Raw genomic sequence first — 15,514 nt, forward strand, 5'->3', positions numbered from 1 at the left:
AGTCCAATACGGAGCGTCCTCCCCGATGACAGATTACGCCAGCCGCGATTCAGAACTCCGCACGGTGAGTGACCCCGTCTGGAGAATTCTGACAGGCGCTGCCGCCTTTGGGGCAGGGGTTTTCGTGTGCGGCGCTGTGGGTTCCTACACGCCCACCGATCCCAGCTGGAATGCGGCCACAGGCGCAGCCGTGCAAAACCTCTTTGGGTCTACCGGCGCTGTCTTCGCAGACCTGGCGCGCCAGACGCTTGGCTGGTCGGGCTGGATTGCCGGCCTTGCCCTGATGATCGGCGGCGCGATGCGCGCCGTGCTCGTCGGCAAGCCGCGTGTGCGCCGCTGGATTATGGGGGCCATCTCCGTTCCGCTGTCGGCCGCCTGCTTTGCCTCCTGGCCCGTGCCGGAATCCTGGCCGCTCAGCGCCGGTCTCGGCGGCATGCTGGGCGATGGCCTGTTCAATCTCACCGTCCTGCCTTTCCGGGTGCTGATGCTGCCCTCGCCGCAGGTCTGGGCGGGTTTCCTGATGGGCGGTCTGGCGCTGTGGACGGCGCTTTCCGCGCTCGGCTTCGGCCGCCGGGATGCTCAGCTGCTCCAGGAAACCGCCACCCGCGGCGGGCGTCACGCCGCCATCCAGGCGCGGGGGGCAGGGGGCATGCTGCTGCGCATCGGCCAGAAGCTCGTCACCCGCGAACCCGGCCTGCCGCACGAAACGGCCGCGCCTGCCGCCACACGCGAAGAGCGCACCCTCATCATCAAGTCGGACGAGGATTACATCCCCACCTCGCGCTATCTGCGCGACCTTGATGACGAGGACGAAGACTACGCCCGCAACGAGGACGACGACCGTTGGGACGATGAAGACGAAGACGACGGCTATGAAGCTGCAAATGACGAGGATGAAGACGCCCCCCGTCCGCCGCGCTTCACCTTCTCAAAGCCGGCCCAGGCGCCGCGCTCGGCCTCTGTGCCGAAGGTCTCCCAGCCTGAGCGCCGCCGCGCCGCCGCCACCCGCCTGCCGTCGATCGATCTGCTGCAGGAACCCGAAGCCCGCCGCGAGACCATTGATGAGGACGCCCTCATCGCCAAGGCCGCGCGCCTGTCCGAAGTTCTCAAGGAATTCGGCATCCGCGGCCGCATCAAGGAAGTCCGCCCCGGCCCGGTGATCACCCTGTTCGAGATGGAACCGGCGCCCGGCGTGAAATCCTCCCGCGTCATCTCGCTGGCAGACGATATCGCCCGCTCGATGAGCGCCGTCTCCGCCCGCGTGGCCGTTGTGCCCGGCAAGAACGCAATCGGTATCGAGCTGCCCAATGAAGAGCGTGATACCGTCTGGCTGCGCTCGCTGCTGGAGTCCGAAGCCTACACCGCCAACCGCGCCAGCCTCCCCATGGCTCTGGGGGAAGATATTGGCGGCGTGCCCACCGTGGTCGACCTCGCCAAGATGCCCCACCTGCTGATCGCCGGTACCACCGGCTCGGGCAAGTCGGTCGGCGTCAACGCCATGATCCTGTCGCTGCTGTATCGCCATACGCCGGAACAGTGCCGCTTCATCATGATCGACCCGAAGAAGCTCGAACTCTCCGTCTATGAAGGGATCCCGCACCTCCTCGCGCCGGTCGTTACCGAGGCAGACAAGGCCGTCAACGCGCTGAAATGGACCGTGCGCGAAATGGAAAGCCGCTATGAGCTGATGTCGAAGGCCGGCGTCCGCAACCTGGCCGGCTATAACGAGAAGGCCGCGAAGTATCGCACCGCCGGTGAAGAGATGACCCGCAAGGTGCAGACCGCTTTCGATGATCGCGGCAAGCCGGTCTATGAAACTGAAGTTCTGCCCGTGGACCATATCCCCAACATCGTCGTCGTGATCGACGAGATGGCAGACCTGATGCTGGTTGCCGGCAAGGAAGTGGAAAGCTGCGTCCAGCGTCTCGCCCAGATGGCGCGTGCCGCCGGCATCCACCTGATCACCGCCACGCAGCGTCCGTCCGTGGACGTCATCACCGGCACGATCAAGGCAAACTTCCCAACCCGAATTTCCTATATGGTCACCAACAAGGTCGACAGCCGCACCATCCTCAATGAGCAGGGCGCCGAACAGCTCCTCGGCATGGGCGACCTCCTGTACCAGGCCCCCGGCAAGAAATCCCAGCGTCTGCATGGCCCGTTTGTGGCTGACGAGGATGTAGGCGCCGTGGCAGACTGGCTGCGCGAGCAGGGCGAGCCTGACTATGTGATGGACATTCTGGAATCGCCCGATGACGGCTCCACCGGCTCGGCCGTCATGGATGCCATCCTTGGCACCGGCGGCGGCGGCGATGATGATGAAGGCCTCTTCTCTCAGGCCGTCCAGATCGTGGTGCGCGATCAGCGGGCTTCCACGTCCTATCTCCAGCGCCGTCTGAAGGTTGGCTATAACAAAGCCGCTGGTCTGATCGACCGTCTGGAAGAAGAAGGCGTCATCTCGGCCCCCAATCATGCCGGCAAGCGCGAAGTCCTCGCCGGGGGCGGGGGTAATGGCAAGGCCAGCGCCGCCTGACAGAATCCCCAGCCATGGTGGGCCCCCAAGGGCGGCCCCCGGCCTTCCACAGAAGGAGGCGGGGGCCATTTGGGTTTTCATTCTTACCCACCAGCTCGCTTCCCTCAGGGAGAGGCCCGGCCGGCCAGCGGGAAGGCCTCATCCCATCGGATAGAGAATTTCCCGGGAAACCTTGTCGCACGCCTTCATGACATCTTCGGGCAACACAAGATCAGCCGCTGCCAGAATATCTGCCAGCTGATCAAAGCGCGACGCGCCGACAATCGTGGAGGCCACAAAGCTGTGCTGCTTGGACCAGGCGGTCGCCAGCGTCACCGGGCTCATGCCGGCCTGTTTGGCAATCTCCATATAGCGGGCTGTCGCCGCCAGGGTCTTCTCATTAATAAAGCGCTGCGTCATGGCCGTGTGGCGCCCGCCCCTGTTGGCATAGGCGGAGAAGCGGGCGCCTTCCGGGAAGGCGCCGCCCTGATACTTGCCAGACAGCACGCCGCCCCCCAGCGGGGAATAGGGAATAAGGCTTACCCCTTCACGCTCACAAATCTTTGAAAGCGCGTCCTCGAAGCGGCGATTGTTCAGCGAGAAATTGTTCTGGATCGTCTGGTAACGGACTGTTCCAAGGCGGCTGGATGTCTCGATCGACTTCATCAGCCCCCAGGCGTCTTCGTTGGAACAGCCCACAATGCGGACATATCCTTCGCGCACCAGATCATCGAGGGTCTCCATCGTCTCCTCGAAGCCTGTGCCATGGTCGGGCCAGTGGGTCTGGTAAAGATCGATATAGTCGGTCTGCAGACGGGTCAGGCTCGCTTCCACCGCGCGGCGGATATTGTGCCGGTCCAGCGCCGTCATGCCGGCCCGCTGCGATCCCTTGATCCAGCCATGCGAGGGCCCGCACACTTTTGTGGCCAGGATGATCGCGTCCCGGTCCTTGGTTTTCATCCAGCGTCCGAAGATTTCCTCGGTCAGCCCGCCATATTTGAGGTCGGGCGGCACCGGATAGTTTTCGGCTGTGTCGAAGAAGTTGATCCCCGCGTCCAGGCTTGCATCCAGAATACGGAAGGCTTCCTTCTCGTCGGTCTGGGTGCCGAAAGTCATCGTGCCCATGCAGATGTCGGAAACATAGATGGCGCTTTTGCCAAGGCGGCGGTGTTGCATGGCGTTTCTCCCATAAGGCTTGTCACCAGACACCCTAACGCCCCCCACGCCAAGCGCCAGTCACCCCCGCCTCCGCTCTCCGGGCGTAAGGCAGCCTTCAGCTTCCAGTATGTCCAGAGCGGGCTGGAGGCCCGCCTCATACCGGCGCCAGCGGCCAAGCGCGGAACTGTAAAGCGGCTCACGCACCTGCGCCGAGGAGGCCGTGGCAACCGGCGCGGCATTCTGGTGAAAGGCCAGGCAATCCTCTTCGAAGGGCAGACCGCAGAATGCCAGAACCCGCCGTGTTTCCGCTTCCTGATCGGTTACCACGCTCTCATAATGCACAACCGTGAACCGGTCTGCGGGCAACGCCCTTTCATACCCCCGCACCAGCCGGTCGGATGAAGGCACGCTGTTCAAGATCAACACGTCCTATCAGGTAACGGACGATATTCTCGGCTATTTCACAATTTCCGAGGGCTACCGGATCGGGAACCAGAACGGCATTGCGGTCTGCCCGGACTATGACCCTGACGATACTCAGCAGGGGGCGTGCGCGTTGCTTCCCGGCCAGCAATACGGGCCCGGCGCAGGGGATGTTTCCACGCGGGATGAGAGCCAGTACCTGCCGGACAAGACGATCAATTATGAGCTGGGTTTCAAGTCCACCCTGGCCAATGGCCGGCTCATCCTCAACGGCGCGGTCTATTATATCGAGTGGAAAGATCCGCAGCTGACCTCGGCCACCATCAATGCGTCAATTCCGATCACAGTGAACGCCGAAGGCGCTGAAACCAAGGGCTTTGAAGTTTCCGGGAACTGGCTGGTGACAGATGCCTTCTCCGTGCGCGGAAGCTATAGCCACACCGAAGCGTCATTGACCGCATTGGCGCCCGGCCTTGTGGGCACGATTTCCCCGCCAGGCTTCGGCACGATCCTTCTCGATGGACAGGACGGAGACCGGCTGCCTGGGTCTCCGGAAGATCAGTTCTCGGTCTTCGGCTCATATGTTCACCAGCTCGCCTCTGGCCGGACGCTCACCTTCAATGGCAGCTATTCCTGGCAGGGCGATGTGCTCAGCCGGACCGGTGGCCGGGGCGGCGGGCTGACACTGGACAGCTACGGGGTGGCCAATGCCTCGGCGGTCTATGATGCCGGCAAGTGGCAGGCGACCCTGTTCGTCAACAATCTGTTCGATGAGTATTACGAGACCGGTGTGGTTTCCTCGCCGCTCTCCAACCAGATTGTGGCGGATGCCAACGGAGACCCGGTCTATATCCGCTCTTTCTACACCTATGTCGGCGCCCCGCGGGCGATCGGCATCCGGGCCACTTACAAGTTCGGCCAGTAGGGGCGGAGGGCAAGGCCTGACGGGAAAGCCGCGCCTCCATGGCGCGACTTTTCTTGTTGAGTTCTGCTTCAGGGCGGCTGAGCAAAATCCGGGTGGTGAAAGGCAGCGGCCGGGCCTATAGCACCCCGCCATGAGCCCCGCCCTTCGCCTTGGTTTTCCCGCCGCCTTCCTCTCCTACCTGATCTGGGGAAGCTTGCCGCTCTATATCCGTGCCATGCAGCACACCGGCGCCCTGGAACTGCTCGCCCACCGCGTGCTCTGGTCGGTGCCCACGGCCATCCTGTTCATCGCGGTTGCCGCCAACTGGCGCGACGTCCGCGCCGCTTTCAGCGGCAGCAATCTCAAATGGCTTGCCGTTTCCGGCCTGCTGATCGGGGCGAACTGGGCCATCTATATCTGGGCGGTCAATGCGGGGCGTACGATGGAGGCCTCCCTCGGCTATTATATCAACCCGCTGGTCAATGTGCTGTTCGGTATGCTGATCTTTTCGGAGAAGCTGCGCCCGGCCCAATGGGTTGCCGTTGCCATCGCTGCCATCGGCGTGGGCGTGATGACCCTCGCCTTCGGCCGTGTGCCCTGGGTGGCGCTGATCCTCTGCATCACCTTTGCCTGCTATTCGGTTATCCGGAAGAAGGTCGCCATCGACAGCCGCGCGGGCTTCCTGGTGGAGGTCGCGCTGCTCGCGCCCGTCGCGCTTGGCTGGCTCACCTGGTTTGCCACGACGCAGCCGGGCGGCCGCTGGCTCGGGGAAGGGGGATGGGACATTCCGCTGCTGATGGCGGCCGGCCCGATCACGGCCATTCCGCTCATCCTTTATGCGCTGGCCGCCAAGCGGCTGCGTTTCTCCACCATCGGCATGATGCAGTATATCGGCCCCACCATTCAGTTCCTGATCGCCGTTCTGGTTTTCAAGGAGGGTTTCGGGATGTCCCATGCCATTGCCTTCGGTTTCATCTGGGCGGCGTTGATCGTGTTTACCGCCGACAGCCTGATGGGGGACGCCAAGGCCCGGCGCCTCGCGCGCACCGCCCGGCCTGCCTGACGCCGGAAAAGAAAACAGCGGCGTCCAACCGGGCGCCGCTGTAAGGTCAAGTGCATGACGGAAATGGACCCTTCCAGTTCCAAACCTGACGTTGCAACTGCCGTGCCAGTCTTCGCTCAGAGGCAGCCATAAGCCGCTTCCACCAGCGCCACAGCGCGCGGATCGCCCACAAGCGAGGCCGATTGCCGGTTCATCACATAGGCCGCAGACAGCTCCCGCGCCGGATCGGCAATCGCCATCGACCCGCCCCATCCCGAATGGCCGAGCGTTTCCGGATTTGGCCCAAACTTGCCATGGCAATTGATCATGATGCCGGCGCCAAACATCGTATGCATCGGCAACACCAGGTCCGGCCCGTCCACGCGCGGCCGCGTCAGCGCCTCCAGCGTTTCCCGCCGCATCAGCGTCTTGCCCCCGGCAATCTGCCCGCCCCGCGCATAGGCCTCGTAAAGGCTCGCCACCGCCAGGGCCGCCCCGTGCCCGTTGGCGGAGGGGATTTCGATTTCCCGCCACGGGCGGCCTGCCCGGTCCGGCGAAGACCATTTTGACACGAACGCCGCCCGGCGCGGCGGGGTAATCTCGCCCAGCGGGGCCAGCGCCTTGGGCCGCAGCATGTCGCCCACGCGCGGCTCGTCGGCTTGCGGAAGGCCGATCTGGAAATCGATGCCCGCCGGCCCGCAGATGTCTTCCTTCAGGATCGTGCCCACGCTGCGTCCGGTGATGCGTTTGACCACCTCGCCCAGCATGTAGCCCCAGGTCAGCGGGTGATAGCCATGCGCGCTGCCCGGCGGCCACATCGGGGGCAGGGCGGCAATCGCGGCGGCGCAGGCGGGCGGGTCCAGCCACAGCGCGGGGTCGATTTCCTTCTCAAAGCCCGGCAGGCCCGCCTGATGGCTCACCATCTGGCCAATCGTCACCTCGCCTTTGCCCTCGGCGGCGAATTCCGGCCACACATCGGCAACGGGTGTCTCATAGCCTGCGGGCAGGTTTTCCACCGCCATCGCCAGCACCAGCGCGGAGATGCCCTTGGAGGCCGAATAGATCGGCACAATCGTTGTCTCGTCCCAGATGCGTTCCTTGCCCCGGTCAGCCCAGCCCCCGCGCAGGTCCACCAGCGTCTCCCCTCCCATGCGCAGGGCAAAGCTCGCCCCATGCTCCTCGCCGCTGGCAAAATTCGCCTCGAATGCCTCGCGTACCGGCTCAAAGCCGGGCGCAACATGGCCGGAAATGGGCGTATCAGTCATGCGTCGGGCTCCCTGTCACATTGATTTCGGCCCGGAAACAGGCCACCCCTTCGACCGCAAGAGACCCCATACCGTCAAGGAGGCAATGCCCCATGTCCACCAAGCACCGTCCGCGCCGTTCCTGCCTCTATATGCCCGGCGCCAACACTCGCGCGCTTGAAAAGGCCCGCGAGATTCCGGCCGATACGCTGATCCTGGACCTGGAAGACGCCGTTGCCCCGGAAGCCAAGGAAGAGGCCCGCGCCGCCATCCTCGCTGCCGTCGCCCAGGGCGGCTATGGCAAGCGCGAGATCGTCATCCGCATGAACGGCCTCGACACGCCCTGGGGCCATGAGGATCTCAAGGCCATCGCCACGTCCGGCGCCCATGCCGTCCTCGCCCCGAAGGTCACCGGCCACCGCGACATTGAGCGTCTCAGCCAGCTCCTGAAGGATGCCGGCGCGCCCGACACGATGGCCCTCTGGGTGATGATCGAAACCCCGCTCGCCATCCTCAACATCAAGGACATCGCCGCCGCCGCCATCGGCACCCACCTTTCCACCTTCGTCATGGGCACGAATGATCTGGCCAAGGAATACCGCGCCCGGATGACGGCCGGCCGGCTCGCCTTTCAGGCGGCGCTGCAACTCACCATCGCGGCGGCCCGCGCCTATGGCCTCACCGCGATTGATGGCGTCTATAACGACATCAAGAACGAATCCGGCTTCCGCGACGAGTGCGAGCAGGGCCGCGACCTTGGCTTTGACGGCAAGACACTGATCCATCCCAGCCAGGTCGATGAAGCCAACCGCATCTTCGCCCCCAGCCCGCATGATGTCGAACAGGCCAAAGCCGTCATCGAAGCCTTCGCCGACCCCGCCAATGCCGGCAAGGGCGTGCTGAAAGTCAACGGCAAGATGACCGAGCTGCTCCACCTGGAAGAAGCCCGCCGCGTGGTGGAGATGGACGAGGCGATCCGCGCCCTCGCCTGAGAGAGCTGGTGGGGGAGGGGCGTCCGTAAGGCCGCCTTGTCCCCCGTTTTTCCGCAGTAAAAACGCTGATTCACCAGAGGGTTATCAGAAAAACAGGGTCATCTTATCCACCCCCTGTGCGCCCATGGTATTTTCTGCGCCATGGACACCGAAGATCAGATCCCGGCAGAAGATGCCCTGAGCTACCTGCTCGGCCGGGCGCGGTGGTTCATCCTTAATCTGATCGATTTCATGGATACCGCGCTTGCCCGGCAGCCGGCCTCTCCCTCGCGCCAGGTCATCGCCTATCTCACCCGCCGCGCGCTGCTTCCGGCAGAGGCTGCCCTGCGCCGCGCCATCCTGCTGATCGCCAGCGAGATGGAGTTGCCGGTCCCCCGCGCCCCGCAGGCAAAATCCACGCGCCCGGCTGCGCCGCTGCTCCGCAAGGAAGCCTCCGGCGCCCGCGCGCCCGTCTTCCGGATGAACGAACCCCCGCCGCGCGCGGCAAAGACAGAAGGTGCCCCTCCAAAGGCGGAATATCTGCCTGAACATCTTTTCCCCCGTATTCGTCCGCTGACCGATGACGTGCTGAGCGCTCCGCCGCCGCCGCTGCCCGTGCCTGCTGCCCGCGATCCGGGCGCGCGTTTTTTCCGGCGGCTTGCCGCCCTGCGCCAGGCTTATGACGATCCCCGGCGCGAAGCCCGCCGCTGGCTGCGCCGCAACGCTGCCCCCGCCCAGCGCCCTGCGCCGGTCATCTCGGGGAAAATCCCCGGCATGCGCCGCGCCCTCGGGCCGGACGCGCAGGCGCTCCTCCGGGAGCTGACAGACGCCGCCCTGCGTACCCTCACGCCCAACACCTCCTGACCCGCCAGAAACTGCCCGCCAGGCTGGAAACCGCCTCCCCCGCACAGCGCAGGGGAGGATAAGGGCGTTTCGCCGCCATCAACCGAAAGTGCCCCGCTTCGCCCCCCTCGACACGCCGCCAAAGCCCCCTAAGTCAAACCCCAGACAAGCTCAGGAGGCCCCCCATGACCTACATCCTCATTCACAATCCCGGTTGCGGCTCCTCGAAGAAGGGGCTGGAGCTTCTGCAGGCCAATGGCATCGAGCCGAAGGTGCGCAAATACATGAGCGCTGCCGAACGACTCAGCGCCGCGGAACTCAAGGACATCGCCAAAAAGATGGGCGTCAAATCCCCCCGCGCCTTCCTGCGTGAGAAGGACGCTGCCGCCGCCGGTCTGCCTGAAACCGCCTCCGATGAAGCGGTCTATGCCGCCATGGCGGAGAACCCGAAGCTCATCCAGCGGCCCATCGGCATCAATGGCAAGAAGGCTGCCCTCGGCCGCCCGAATGAGAAACTGCTCGAGATTGTGTGATTGGGCTGCCGTTCGGTCCGGATTCGTTAAAATTTGATCGATTGGCTTCGCGGTTTCTCAGCCCTGATGGGCGATAACGGCCCCATGTTGTTCATCGCCCTCTCAACTGCCGGTCTCCTCCTTGCCTTTTCGGCCTTCGCCGCTTTCGGGCTGCCCTGGCTTGTCATGGGGAACCGGGCTTTTGAGGAGTTCCCCGAGCGGCGCGATCAACACGTGATGGCCGGAATGCTGGCCACCACGGCCATCTGCCTCGCCTGCATGCCGCTGCTCGGCTCGGCCCTTGCCGCCGTCAGCCCGCAGCTGCAACTCTTCGCAGAGACGGTGCTGGCTGTGCCGGAACGCTTCTGGAGTTAACCGCCGGAAGCGGCTAAAGCCTCGCCCATCAGAAGATGAGGGCAAGCCATGGCGACCAGCACGAAATCCAATCCGGGCAACTTCTTTGAAGATTTCAAACCCGGCGAAACGCTGATCCACGCCACCCCGCAAACCGTCACCGAAGGCGATATCGCCCTCTACCGCGCGCTGACGGGCAATCGCTACGCCCAGTATTCCTCCGCCGAATTCGCCAAGGCGGCTGGCCTGCCGGGCCTCTGCGCAGACCCGCTGCACGCCTTCCACATCGTTTTCGGCAAGACCGTGCCGGATATTTCCCTCAATGCCGTCGCCAATCTCGGCTATGCCGATGGCCGCATCCTGCGCCCGGTAGAGCCCGGTGATACCCTCCGCGCCAGCTCCGAGGTGATCGGGGTGAAGGAAAACTCCAATGGCAAGACGGGTGTGGTCTGGGTCCGCACCAAGGGCGTCAACCAGCGCGCCGAGGAAGTCATCTCCTATGTCCGCTGGGTGATGATCAACAAGCGCGATGCGGCCTCGCCTGCGCCTGAAGAAATCGTCCCCAGCCTGCCATCGGCGGTCGCTCCGGCAGACCTCACCGGTTTCCCCGAAATGAAATCCTGGCCCTTCGCCCAGTCCGGCAGCCGCCATGTCTTCGAGGATTACGAAGTTGGCGAGAAGATCAGCCATGTTGACGGCATGACGGTGGAAGAGGCCGAGCATCAGATCGCCACCCGCCTCTACCAGAACACGGCCAAGGTGCATTTCGATGCCCATGGCCAGAAGGCCAGCCGCTTCGGCAAACGCCTCATCTATGGCGGGGTTGTCATCTCGATTGCCCGCTCGCTCGCCTTTAATGGGCTTGAAAATGCCGGTCAGATCCTCGCCATCAATGCGGGCACGCATGTGAACCCGCTCTTTGCCGGAGACACGATCTATGCCTGGAGCGAAGTGCTGGCCAAGGCGGAGCTGTCGGAAACCTGCGGCGCCCTGCGTCTGCGCCTTGTTGCTGTGAAAGATGCCGATCCCGGCGCCTTCATCCACAAGGACGAGGCCGGAAAGCACGACCCGCGCGTGCTGCTGGACTTTGACTATTGGGCCGCCATCCCCCGCGCCCGCTAGCGCACGCCCACGGCCACCCTATATTCGTCCGATGGGCGGCTATCCTCCATATGCGGGTTTTACCGAATTTGCGATTGCGCTCGGCGTGATCCTCTCGGCCATTGTCAGCCTGCTCGGCACCTCCAGCCGCAAGCGCATGATTGCGCTGGGGGAGGCCCGCCTGCAGGATCTCTCCGAGATGACGGGGATTCTGGACCCGAAACAGCTTCTCGCGGTTTTCGGCCCGCCGGATATGGGCCGGGTCTGGCGCAGTGTCACCCTGCTGGACATCCGCCGCGCCCGCACACCGGCTGGCTGGCTGATGTCCAGCGATCTTGTGGACTATGCCTGCATTCTGGCAGCGTTCATCGGCATGGCCATAAACTACTGGCTCGTTCCACTGCTTTTGCTCGTCGCATTGGGGGTACAGGCGGCGGGCTGGATTGTGTCGGCCCGCGTTCCGAAATAAGGGGCAGGGGGGGAGCGCGGTTTCGCGCATGTGGGGAAATCTAGGAAGCGGTCCATGAAGCTCTGGAAAATGAACGGCGCGGGCAATGCCTTTGCCATTTTCGATGCCCGCTCGGCGGCATTCACCCCAACTGTGGAGCAGATCCGCAAAATCGCGGCGGATCTGAAGGCCGATCAAGTGATCGCGATGGAGCGCGATGCCACCAAGGATGTGTTCATGCGCATCTGGAACTCCGATGGGTCGGAGGTCTCCGCCTGCGGCAACGCCACCCGCTGTGTTGGCCTCTTGATGCTGGACGAGACGGGGAAAGACCGCGTGACCATCCAGACCGAGGCCGACATGCTGCGCGCCTCCCGCGCCGAAGGCGGCCTGATCACGGTGGATATGGGCTCCCCCCAGATGGGCTGGGAAGACATTCCCCTGTCCGAGAAGATGGATGTGCGCGGGGTTGACCTGAAGATCGGTCCAATCGACGCGCCGATCCTGTCGCGCCCGGCAGTCGTCTCGATGGGCAATCCTCACGCTGTTTTTTTCGTGAAGGATGTCAGCGCTTACGACATTCCGGCCATCGGCCCGCTGGTCGAATGGCATCCTCTGTTTCCCGAAGGCACGAATGTCGGCTTTGCCCAGGTGATTGACCGGGAAACCATCCGCCTGCGCGTCTGGGAGCGGGCCGCCGGCCTGACGAAAGCCTGCGGCACCGGCGCCTGCGCCGCCCTTGTCTGCGCCGCCCGCGCCGGCCTCACCGGGCGCAAGGCGCGGATGATCCTCGATGGCGGCGATCTCTTCATCGACTGGCGCGAAACCGATGACCATGTCTACATGACTGGCCCGGTCGAGCTGGAATTCGAAGCCGAAATCTGAGCCCCCGGCTCGGGGGATTGCGCCGGATCACTCCCGCGCCCAATCTGGCGGGCCAGATAACGAGGAACCCCACCATGCGCCCAATCCTGATCCTTGCGCCCTTCCTGCTGGCTGCCGCTACAGCCCAGGCCGAGCCCCTAAAACTTGCCAAGGGTATGTGGTCTGTGACCTCCGACATCTATATGTCCGTCCTTGTCTACGGGGAGGCCGTCGAAGTCCCGTCCGAGCACTCCGCGATTGATGAATGCTGGTCGACGGATGAAGAGGTCACGATCGACGAGAATATCGCAAGCTATATGGGTGAATGCACTGCTGGGGACAGCGTCGCTACGGCCTATTCCTTCGACATTATCCTGTATTGTGACTTTGATGGCGTCCCGATGGAAGGCTCAGCCGAATTCGCCGTCAGCAAGGGCGGCGGCAGCTTCTCCGGGCGGATGTTTCTATCTGGCTCAGAGAATGGAGCCGAAGTGACAGCCGAGGCTCTGATGATCGGCCACAATAGCGGCACCTGCACAGCGCCGAACTGAGCAATCGGCTGCGGCGCGCTTGCAATTTGGCCCCATCGGCGCGATCTGACGGGCTCATGGCTGATACCGCCCCACCCTCCGGCCCGACCGTCATCACGCTCGGATGCCGCCTCAACACCTACGAGTCCGAGGTGATGCGCCGCCATGCGCAGGCGGCAGGCCTCAGCGATGCGGTCATCATCAATACCTGCGCGGTCACCTCCGAAGCCGTGCGCGGCGCCCGCCAGGCCATCCGCCGGGCCGCCCGCGAAAATCCCGGCGCGCCGATCCTCGTCACCGGCTGCGCCGCCCAGACAGACCCCGGCACCTTCGCCGCCATGCCGGAGGTCACCCGCGTCATCGGCAATCATGACAAGATGAAAGCCGAAACCTGGAAACCGGCAGACCTGCTCGGCGGGGAAGAGAAGGTCCGGGTGAACGACATCATGAGCGTGCGCGAAACCGCCGCCCATCTGATCGACGGGATGGAAGGCCGCGCCCGCGCCTATGTGCAGGTCCAGAATGGCTGCGATCATCGCTGCACCTTCTGCATCATTCCCTATGGCCGCGGAAACTCCCGCTCGGTTCCGGCAGGGGAGGTGGTCGCCCAAGTGCGCGCCCTCGTCGCCAGCGGGCACCATGAAGTGGTGCTGACCGGCGTGGACCTCACCAGCTGGGGCGCAGACCTTCCGGGCACGCCGCAGCTTGGCAATCTGGTTCAGCGCCTCCTGAAGCTCGTGCCGGAGCTCCGCCAGCTGCGCATATCCTCCATCGACGCCATCGAGATGGACGAAGCCCTGCTGGAGGCGATGACAGATCCGCGCCTTGCGCCCTATCTTCACCTCTCGCTGCAGCATGGAGACAATCTCATCCTCAAGCGGATGAAGCGCCGCCATAGCCGCGAAGACGCCATTCAGCTTACGGAACGTCTGCGGACCTTGCGGCCGGATATTGCTCTGGGGGCAGACATCATCGCCGGCTTCCCGACGGAAACCGAGGCGCATTTTGAAAACTCCCTCCGCCTCGTGGAAGAATGCGGCCTCTCTTTCCTGCATGCCTTCCCCTACAGCCCGCGCCCCGGAACCCCGGCAGCAAGGATGCCCCAACTCGCCAAGCCGCTGATCAAGGAGCGCGCCGCGCGCCTGCGAGAGGTGGGGGAGGCGGCGCTGCTGCGCCATTTCGCCCGCCATACCGGGCAGGTGCGCGAGGTCCTCGTCGAGCGCGGCAGCATGGCCCGCCTTTCAGACTTCACTCAGGTAAAACTCAGCTGGCCCGATGGCGCTGGGGGCGACGCGGCTGGACGTGTCCTTCCCGTGCAGATAACCGGCCATGACGGCAAACAGCTTCTTGGAACACCCCTCTCATGATCCTCTGGTTCGGCAAGAAAAAGAAACTCGAAGAGGCCAAGGCCGCTGGCGAAGCCATGAAGGCGCCGGAACTGACGGCGGACGAGCTCGCCGCGCAGGAAGCGGCCGCGCGCGAGAAGGAAGAGATCGAGCGCAAGGTCGCTGAGGCCAACCGCGCCTGGGAAGAACGCCAGCGCCGGGAAGCTCAGGAGGCGGAGGATGAAGCCGTCCGCGCCAAGGCGGCGGCGGAACTCAAACTTCTCGAAGAACGCCGCGAGCATGAGCGCCTGCGCGCCGAAGCTGCCGAAGCCGCGCGCCTTGCCGCAGAGGCCGAGGCCAATGATCCGGGCCTCTTCGGGCGCCTGGGTGAAGGCCTTGCCCGTTCCACGGCCAAGCTCACCGAAGGCATCGCCGCGCTCGGCCGCCGCAAGCTGGATGAGGATACGCTGGAGGAGCTGCAGGACCTGCTGATCACCTCCGATATGGGCGCCAAGGTCGCCGCCCGCGTCACCAAGGGGCTCGCCAAGGGCAGGTTCGACAAGGAAATTTCCGGCGACGAAATCCGCCTCGCCCTGGCTGAAGAGATCGAAGACATCCTCAAGCCCCGCGAAAAGGTCGTAGACTTTTCGGACGGCCCGCGCCCGCGCATCGTGCTGTTCGTCGGCGTCAATGGCTCAGGCAAGACGACCACGATCGGCAAGATCGCCTCCAAGCTGAAAGATCAGGGCGCCAGGGCGCTGCTGGTGGCGGGTGATACGTTCCGTGCCGCCGCCGTGGAACAACTCAAGGTCTGGGGCGCGCGCGCGGATATTCCGGTGCTCGCCAAGGAGACCGGCGCGGATGCTGCCGGCCTCGTCTATGAGGCCGTGGAGCGGGCAAAAGCCCAGGATCTCGATCTTGTGCTGGTGGACACCGCAGGCCGTCTTCAGAACAAGGCGGAACTGATGTCAGAGCTTGCCAAAGTCGTCCGCGTCGTGAGGAAAATTGATCCGGATGCCCCGCATGATGTGATCCTCGTTCTGGATGCCACCGTGGGTCAGAACGCGCTCTCCCAGGTCGAGGCCTTCCGGCACACGGCCGGCGTCACCGGTCTCGTGATGACCAAGCTCGACGGCACTGCAAAGGGCGGCGTGCTGGTGGCGATTGCCGAAGCGCACGACCTGCCCATCCATTTCATCGGCATCGGCGAAAAAGCAGAAGACCTCCGCCCGTTCAGTGCGGAGGCCTTCGCAAAGGCGCTGGTCGGGATCAAGGCGCCCTAG

General features: G+C 64.1%; 16 protein-coding genes. 13 read left to right on the top strand and 3 right to left on the bottom strand.

Features of this window, described 5'->3' with window-relative positions:
• Positions 1 to 25 precede the first annotated feature (25 nt).
• Positions 26 to 2,533 (top strand): DNA translocase FtsK 4TM domain-containing protein, encoded by a 2,508-nt coding sequence (locus tag ACQKI2_RS02615; protein ID WP_427378178.1) that lies wholly within the window; start codon positions 26 to 28, stop codon positions 2,531 to 2,533.
• 138 nt (positions 2,534 to 2,671) lie between these two features.
• Here the strand turns inward: ACQKI2_RS02615 and ACQKI2_RS02620 are convergent, their stop codons facing one another.
• A complete protein-coding gene (locus ACQKI2_RS02620; protein ID WP_427378179.1) occupies positions 2,672 to 3,688 on the bottom strand; it encodes an aldo/keto reductase in 1,017 nt (338 codons plus the stop codon).
• A 60-nt stretch (positions 3,689 to 3,748) separates the two neighbouring features.
• Positions 3,749 to 4,036, bottom strand: coding sequence for a sulfotransferase (locus ACQKI2_RS02625; protein ID WP_427378180.1), 288 nt, complete (start codon positions 4,034 to 4,036; stop codon positions 3,749 to 3,751).
• Between ACQKI2_RS02625 and ACQKI2_RS02630 the strand changes: the two genes are divergently transcribed.
• Together ACQKI2_RS02630 and rarD are read left to right on the top strand one after the other, a co-directional pair.
• Positions 4,017 to 5,018: a TonB-dependent receptor domain-containing protein gene (locus tag ACQKI2_RS02630; RefSeq protein WP_427378181.1), complete on the top strand. Its 1,002-nt coding sequence runs from the start codon at positions 4,017 to 4,019 to the stop codon at positions 5,016 to 5,018. The two genes, ACQKI2_RS02625 and ACQKI2_RS02630, sit on opposite strands and share 20 nt — an antisense overlap.
• 130 nt (positions 5,019 to 5,148) lie before the next feature.
• Positions 5,149 to 6,060, top strand: a complete 912-nt coding sequence (rarD, locus tag ACQKI2_RS02635; protein ID WP_427378182.1) for an EamA family transporter RarD — start codon at positions 5,149 to 5,151, stop codon at positions 6,058 to 6,060.
• A gap of 116 nt (positions 6,061 to 6,176) precedes the next feature.
• On the opposite strand, the gene ACQKI2_RS02640 is transcribed toward rarD, so the two are convergent.
• Positions 6,177 to 7,304, bottom strand: a complete 1,128-nt coding sequence (locus ACQKI2_RS02640; protein WP_427378183.1) for a serine hydrolase domain-containing protein — start codon at positions 7,302 to 7,304, stop codon at positions 6,177 to 6,179.
• A 92-nt stretch (positions 7,305 to 7,396) separates the two neighbouring features.
• Between ACQKI2_RS02640 and ACQKI2_RS02645 the strand changes: the two genes are divergently transcribed.
• The 10 genes from ACQKI2_RS02645 (at position 7,397) to ftsY (ending at position 15,514) form a co-directional block, all read left to right on the top strand.
• Positions 7,397 to 8,275, top strand: a complete 879-nt coding sequence (locus ACQKI2_RS02645; protein WP_427378184.1) for an HpcH/HpaI aldolase/citrate lyase family protein — start codon at positions 7,397 to 7,399, stop codon at positions 8,273 to 8,275.
• A gap of 141 nt (positions 8,276 to 8,416) precedes the next feature.
• The gene (locus tag ACQKI2_RS02650; RefSeq protein ID WP_427378185.1) at positions 8,417 to 9,118 is read left to right on the top strand and encodes a hypothetical protein; all 702 of its coding nucleotides are present in this window, start codon (positions 8,417 to 8,419) and stop codon (positions 9,116 to 9,118) included.
• A 164-nt stretch (positions 9,119 to 9,282) separates the two neighbouring features.
• Positions 9,283 to 9,630: an ArsC/Spx/MgsR family protein gene (locus ACQKI2_RS02655; protein WP_427378186.1), complete on the top strand. Its 348-nt coding sequence runs from the start codon at positions 9,283 to 9,285 to the stop codon at positions 9,628 to 9,630.
• A gap of 33 nt (positions 9,631 to 9,663) precedes the next feature.
• Positions 9,664 to 9,984 (top strand): hypothetical protein, encoded by a 321-nt coding sequence (locus ACQKI2_RS02660; RefSeq protein ID WP_427378187.1) that lies wholly within the window; start codon positions 9,664 to 9,666, stop codon positions 9,982 to 9,984.
• A gap of 48 nt (positions 9,985 to 10,032) precedes the next feature.
• Positions 10,033 to 11,085, top strand: a complete 1,053-nt coding sequence (locus tag ACQKI2_RS02665) for a MaoC family dehydratase (RefSeq protein WP_427378188.1) — start codon at positions 10,033 to 10,035, stop codon at positions 11,083 to 11,085.
• A 31-nt stretch (positions 11,086 to 11,116) separates the two neighbouring features.
• Complete coding sequence (locus ACQKI2_RS02670) at positions 11,117 to 11,533, top strand: hypothetical protein (protein WP_427378189.1); 417 nt, start codon at positions 11,117 to 11,119, stop codon at positions 11,531 to 11,533.
• A gap of 54 nt (positions 11,534 to 11,587) precedes the next feature.
• Positions 11,588 to 12,397 carry a diaminopimelate epimerase gene (gene dapF, locus ACQKI2_RS02675; protein ID WP_427378190.1) on the top strand — a complete coding sequence of 270 codons (810 nt, stop codon included), beginning with the start codon at positions 11,588 to 11,590 and terminating at the stop codon, positions 12,395 to 12,397.
• 74 nt (positions 12,398 to 12,471) lie between these two features.
• The gene (locus tag ACQKI2_RS02680) at positions 12,472 to 12,927 is read left to right on the top strand and encodes a hypothetical protein (RefSeq protein WP_427378191.1); all 456 of its coding nucleotides are present in this window, start codon (positions 12,472 to 12,474) and stop codon (positions 12,925 to 12,927) included.
• Positions 12,928 to 12,983: 56 nt separating this feature from the next.
• Positions 12,984 to 14,273: a tRNA (N(6)-L-threonylcarbamoyladenosine(37)-C(2))-methylthiotransferase MtaB gene (mtaB, locus tag ACQKI2_RS02685; protein ID WP_427378192.1), complete on the top strand. Its 1,290-nt coding sequence runs from the start codon at positions 12,984 to 12,986 to the stop codon at positions 14,271 to 14,273.
• Entirely contained in the window at positions 14,270 to 15,514 is a 1,245-nt protein-coding gene (ftsY, locus tag ACQKI2_RS02690; protein WP_427378193.1) for a signal recognition particle-docking protein FtsY, read from the top strand. Before mtaB ends, ftsY begins: the two co-directional genes overlap by 4 nt.

Source organism: Hyphomonas sp. NPDC076881 (assembly GCF_050269995.1).
Lineage (GTDB): Bacteria > Pseudomonadota > Alphaproteobacteria > Caulobacterales > Hyphomonadaceae > Hyphomonas.

What these genes read in the sequence shown, in the direction of transcription:
- ACQKI2_RS02615 (WP_427378178.1), top strand. Translation starts at nt 26, where the DNA reads ATGACAGATTACGCCAGCCGCGATTCAGAACTCCGCACGGTGAGTGAC.
- ACQKI2_RS02620 (WP_427378179.1), bottom strand. Translation starts at nt 3,688, where the DNA reads ATGCAACACCGCCGCCTTGGCAAAAGCGCCATCTATGTTTCCGACATC.
- rarD (WP_427378182.1), top strand. Translation starts at nt 5,149, where the DNA reads ATGAGCCCCGCCCTTCGCCTTGGTTTTCCCGCCGCCTTCCTCTCCTAC.
- ACQKI2_RS02640 (WP_427378183.1), bottom strand. Translation starts at nt 7,304, where the DNA reads ATGACTGATACGCCCATTTCCGGCCATGTTGCGCCCGGCTTTGAGCCG.
- ACQKI2_RS02645 (WP_427378184.1), top strand. Translation starts at nt 7,397, where the DNA reads ATGTCCACCAAGCACCGTCCGCGCCGTTCCTGCCTCTATATGCCCGGC.
- ACQKI2_RS02650 (WP_427378185.1), top strand. Translation starts at nt 8,417, where the DNA reads ATGGACACCGAAGATCAGATCCCGGCAGAAGATGCCCTGAGCTACCTG.
- ACQKI2_RS02655 (WP_427378186.1), top strand. Translation starts at nt 9,283, where the DNA reads ATGACCTACATCCTCATTCACAATCCCGGTTGCGGCTCCTCGAAGAAG.
- ACQKI2_RS02665 (WP_427378188.1), top strand. Translation starts at nt 10,033, where the DNA reads ATGGCGACCAGCACGAAATCCAATCCGGGCAACTTCTTTGAAGATTTC.
- ACQKI2_RS02670 (WP_427378189.1), top strand. Translation starts at nt 11,117, where the DNA reads ATGGGCGGCTATCCTCCATATGCGGGTTTTACCGAATTTGCGATTGCG.
- dapF (WP_427378190.1), top strand. Translation starts at nt 11,588, where the DNA reads ATGAAGCTCTGGAAAATGAACGGCGCGGGCAATGCCTTTGCCATTTTC.
- ACQKI2_RS02680 (WP_427378191.1), top strand. Translation starts at nt 12,472, where the DNA reads ATGCGCCCAATCCTGATCCTTGCGCCCTTCCTGCTGGCTGCCGCTACA.
- mtaB (WP_427378192.1), top strand. Translation starts at nt 12,984, where the DNA reads ATGGCTGATACCGCCCCACCCTCCGGCCCGACCGTCATCACGCTCGGA.
- ftsY (WP_427378193.1), top strand. Translation starts at nt 14,270, where the DNA reads ATGATCCTCTGGTTCGGCAAGAAAAAGAAACTCGAAGAGGCCAAGGCC.